Source organism: Caballeronia sp. (genome assembly GCF_049581465.1).
In the GTDB taxonomy this organism is placed as follows: domain Bacteria; phylum Pseudomonadota; class Gammaproteobacteria; order Burkholderiales; family Burkholderiaceae; genus Caballeronia.
The window spans coordinates 1-2517 of the sequence record NZ_JBAUSA010001146.1 but is presented as its reverse complement, the minus strand read 5'-3'; the positions used below and the strand labels follow the sequence as shown (position 1 = coordinate 2517).

At 55.3% G+C, this 2517-nt stretch carries 5 protein-coding genes and 1 pseudogene; 1 reads left to right on the top strand and 5 read right to left on the bottom strand.

Translation table 11 applies throughout. The features are described from left to right. Positions 1 to 122 (top strand): annotated as a pseudogene (locus WCA53_RS28070) (IS6 family transposase); the annotation flags it as partial. A gap of 156 nt (positions 123 to 278) precedes the next feature. Here WCA53_RS28070 and WCA53_RS28065 read toward each other — a convergent pair. From WCA53_RS28065 to WCA53_RS28045, 5 genes are all read right to left on the bottom strand, one after another. Continuing rightward, positions 279 to 866 (bottom strand): hypothetical protein, encoded by a 588-nt coding sequence (locus tag WCA53_RS28065; RefSeq protein ID WP_423918610.1) that lies wholly within the window; start codon positions 864 to 866, stop codon positions 279 to 281. A 70-nt stretch (positions 867 to 936) separates the two neighbouring features. After that, positions 937 to 1305: a type II toxin-antitoxin system death-on-curing family toxin gene (locus tag WCA53_RS28060; protein ID WP_423918607.1), complete on the bottom strand. Its 369-nt coding sequence runs from the start codon at positions 1303 to 1305 to the stop codon at positions 937 to 939. Then, positions 1302 to 1466: a hypothetical protein gene (locus WCA53_RS28055; RefSeq protein ID WP_423918604.1), complete on the bottom strand. Its 165-nt coding sequence runs from the start codon at positions 1464 to 1466 to the stop codon at positions 1302 to 1304. Before WCA53_RS28055 ends, WCA53_RS28060 begins: the two co-directional genes overlap by 4 nt. A 51-nt stretch (positions 1467 to 1517) precedes the next feature. Continuing rightward, a complete protein-coding gene (locus tag WCA53_RS28050; protein ID WP_423918601.1) occupies positions 1518 to 1739 on the bottom strand; it encodes a hypothetical protein in 222 nt (73 codons plus the stop codon). A 110-nt stretch (positions 1740 to 1849) separates the two neighbouring features. Further along, entirely contained in the window at positions 1850 to 2491 is a 642-nt protein-coding gene (locus WCA53_RS28045) for a tyrosine-type recombinase/integrase (protein WP_423918598.1), read from the bottom strand. Positions 2492 to 2517 lie beyond the last annotated feature (26 nt).

The window sequence follows — 2517 nt, the reverse complement described above, 5'->3', positions numbered from 1 at the left end:
GCTGCGCGCGCGTCATTCTGAGTGGCGTCGAATTAATGCACATGATCAAGAAAGGGCAGATGAAATGTCGGGGCGAGACTCCACTGTCTCCCGCACAGCAGTTCTACTCGCTCGTTTCATAAGTAATCCTCCTCATATCACCACTGCTTGACCCGCTGACCTTACTGCGACAGCGCCAACCGGCAGACCTATGTCGCCGCACAACAGCCGGTACGGTTTCCTTTACAGCCGCATCAGCGGCGAATAGTGCGTCCATATCTTTTCCTTTATTCCGAGGCTCACGCCTCGATGGGCGAGTTTTCCACATGTAGTGCATTCGTGTTGTACCGCTCGCCAGGGGCCTGGCCGTCGTTTGTAGTAGCGTGCAGTTCGAGGTGGAAGTGCCCCTGAAAGGCTGGGTCCGTCCACTCCTTCGACGGTTCCGTGCTACCAGCATGAATACCCGCCCATGCGAAGAGGACTGTCTTCGACACGGCGAATTTCATCGAGGGCAGATCCGGGCCTCGATATCGTTTGAGCAAAATGGATATGCCTTCGCTGCGCGCTACCGACGAGATGCTACGCATGTCCTTTTTTGTGTCCGCCTTGGCGCGCGGCGCAAACTTCAACTCCAGAAAGCAGATCGCTTCGCGTGAATTGCAAATCACAATGTCTGGCCCGATTACGCCCGCACCCGGCAGTTGCACGGTCGGTTCGACGAAGATGCGCCGCTCGGTCTCATCTTCTGCAAACACCGCGCGCAGGTTCGAGAAAAGCAACGCCTGAAGGCTACGCTCCGAATTGATGTGACCGTTGCAATACTCGTTCACCACGGTCCGCTTCCATGCTTCAATCACCTGATTGCCAACCTTTGTCCGTCGCGCCATTTGTTTCCCCGTTTATGTTTGCAGAGTAGACCGGCGTCGCTGCTGCGGATGTTGACCTTGTTTTCCGGTGTTATTCGATGGCAATTGAGAACAACAGGCTCGCAAGGCCACTCTCATCCAACGTACCTTCGGCAACGTCCACCATGATGTCCTCCAGCACGTCGGACCTTGGTATGTCATATCCCTGCAAAGCTAGATAGGTCAATGCAGTAACCAACGCCGTTCGCTTGTTTGCATCGTTAAAAACGTGCCCCCTGGCGAGCGCTACTGCATACATTGCCGCGATATCAAAAACATCCGAGAGCTGCCCGTAGAGCATGCGGCTCTCGACGCGCGCCAGTGCTCCCTCAAGTGGGCCGACTCCGTGGCCGCCTGCAAGCCCTGGCTCTTGTCGCAAGATCAGATCGTGAATCTCAATGACTTGCTGTGCGTCTATCATCGGTTCGCGAGAGCCTTGATTACCTTCTCGTGTGTCGCGATAACACGCTTGGCAGCGCTCAACACTACCCGCGATCCCTCGCTACCCTTCAGCAGCATTTCGACAGGCCGCTGAGGTGCGGTTCGAGCCTTGATCGTTACGCCATAATTTTTCATCGTCATTCGCCTTTCCCTTATTCCCCGCCCTAAGTATGGTACGCAATGCGTACCATGTCAATCAATCATCTGAACTTTCTTCTTGCGCCTCGAAACCAGGCGATCAATCGCCGCACGGGCAAGGGCGGGCAGTTGTCGGTAGTCCTGCGACGTGTCGGGCATCCGATACGTTTTGAGCGCACGCGGATTGATGCCGGACAACTCGGCGAGTGCATCCCAGGTGACGCCGAGCGCGTCCTTCGCTGACTTCAAATATTCCTGCTGGGTAGTATTCGACATAGCCTTTTTTGATGATACGCGTTGCGTACCATGATAACGCCCGCTGGCCGCTATGGATATAACGGCATTTTTTGCCCAATCTTTAGCCCGTACAAGCCTCGCGGAATATTTCAGATGACCTCTGAAAACGCTAGCGCTATGTCCGCCGAGGGAACATCGAAATATCGGCTCGTTTGATCGATATCCCCATGCCCCAAAAGGAATTGAACCTGTTTGATGGATGCCCCGTTCGCTAGCGCCCTGGTGGCGAAGGTGCGCCTGCCACTGTGCGACGTACCATTTGAGCTTGACGCACGGTAGAGCGCCGTGACGTAGGCCTGTAGTGAGTCAGCGGCCCAATAGTCCGTCGATTCTCCTGACTCCCCAACGCGACTCTTTTTCGAAAGCGAATACGGATACCCTCTTCGACTCAAGATCAACGGAAGATTGGCGTGCAATCCGTGATAGTCGGTGCGACCAAGATTTGTTCCATGGTCGTTCGCTCGCCGATGCTGGATGTACCGCTCGATCGCAGCAATCAGCTTGGGAGACGCAAGATAGATGCAACGTTGTCGACAGCCCTTCGTGATGACAGCCCTAGACCCACGCACACAGGACCGCAATCCACAGCCGGAAACTAATTGCGCTTGACGTAGGCGAGGACCGTCAAAGCGACGGTGGCGATAACGGTGAAGGTGAACATTGGATTGATACTCCGAGTTATGGCGTCGCCGAAGGCGAGCACCGTAGACTGGTATAGAGGAACGGTTCATGCATGCCGGTCGAGCGGGAGCGCGAC